At 50.9% G+C, this 1,475-nt stretch carries 2 protein-coding genes; both read right to left on the reverse strand.

Features of this window, described 5'->3' with window-relative positions:
* Positions 1-124: 124 nt before the first annotated feature.
* Positions 125-898, reverse strand: a complete 774-nt coding sequence (locus WMO65_RS26125; protein ID WP_118594214.1) for a hypothetical protein — start codon at positions 896-898, stop codon at positions 125-127.
* 13 nt (positions 899-911) lie between these two features.
* A partial coding sequence (locus WMO65_RS26130; protein ID WP_349064860.1) for a C39 family peptidase occupies positions 912-1,475 on the reverse strand: 564 nt, incomplete at its 5' end.

A 1,475-nucleotide genomic window follows, 5' to 3' on the forward strand; every position in this document is an offset into this window, starting at 1 on the left:
GATCTTCCGTGAGATCTCCCCGCTTAATTGAAAAAGCTCTTCTGGCCCAAGCAGGAGATATCGCCTCTTCATCCGCTTATAATCTTCCTCCAATTTTTTCTGCAGTTTCATCCCTTATTCCCCACTATTCCTTTTTGGTCTTATCTTTCGCTGCCTTGGCCGGCAGGTCATCCACCTTGTCCTCATTCTCCTCTGCCTGTTTCAGCACCTCTTCCCGGGTTCCTTCCACACGTTCAAATTTCCAATCGGCCCCCCGCATCTCTGCTGTCGCAAGGACAATGGTCTCTTTCTTGTCATTCAGGACGATAAAAAAGCTCTCCTCATCCTTTGATATCCATTGATCATAGGCCAGGAACTCCCCTTTTGTCGCCTCTATCCCTTCCTTGTCGCAGTATCTTTTCAGACTGGATGTGAGCAGGTAAGAATAAGGTTCCAGATCCGGACGCCCCTTCCTTGCGCAGATCCTGTCAATGGTCTTATTCTTGTCCTGAAGCACTGGTATGCCATTCTCTATCCGTTCTGCTTTCTGCTCATCTGTCAGTTCCCGCCATTTGGATTCGCTAGCATACGGGGTATATGAAAGCCCGCCTTTTGCCTTCTCCACACGGGAATACTCTTTCTTATCCTCCTGTTTCCGGGTATCTTCTTTATCATCCGGATTGGCAGCTTTCGGCCATTCTTCCTTATTTTGTTCTTTCTTATTCTGTTCTTCCTTGTCTGGTTCCTCTGTGCTTATGACTGTCTCCGGCTCCTTCCCTGCCGCTTCTTCCGGTGCCGGTTTCGTCCGGCCCATACTGCCCATGACAGTCAGGATCACCAGGATGGCCAATGCCAGGATCCCGCCGGCAATGGTAAACTTCGCTTTTCTATTCTCTTTTGTTTCCTTCTCATCCCGCATAATGGTTTACCCCCTATCTTTTTGGTTCAAATATCCAATATTGTCTGCAAGTGCTGTTGATCTCTGCATACAGGTCAAATGGACGTGTATTATACTGTTTCTGTGTGTTGTCATTCGGGTCATTTACCAGGATCTTCCCCTCCGCGGTGATCCCCCGCAGGACGATATAGTGACCGCCTCCGGTAAACAGCCCCGGCCCTTGTGAAGAAATGACCGGACGGCCTTCCTGAAGCGCCCGCAGGACCGCTTCCGGGCTTGTGGTCGTTGTCACTGGCCCAATCCCATAGTGCGCCGCAGCTTCCTCGAAAAAATTCCAGCTGGTCCCCTGCCCTGGCACATAGTAGCTGTTGCCGCACCAGGCCACCACATCTGCAGGGGAGATCGCCTCGTTTCTCAAATAACTGACCACCATTGAAAAAGAGGCAGGCCCACATCCATATCCTGCGATCGTACCGCGCCCATAGGGTTCCTGATAGTCGTTCTGGTTATAGACCGGGATCGGCAGCCCTCCTTCCGGCAAGGCACCAGTGCCCTGTTTGATGGTATAATAACGCAGCACATGCTCCGGGTAATATTG

The sequence above is a fragment of the Blautia caccae genome (assembly GCF_040095955.1).
GTDB classification, from domain to species: domain Bacteria; phylum Bacillota; class Clostridia; order Lachnospirales; family Lachnospiraceae; genus Blautia; species Blautia celeris.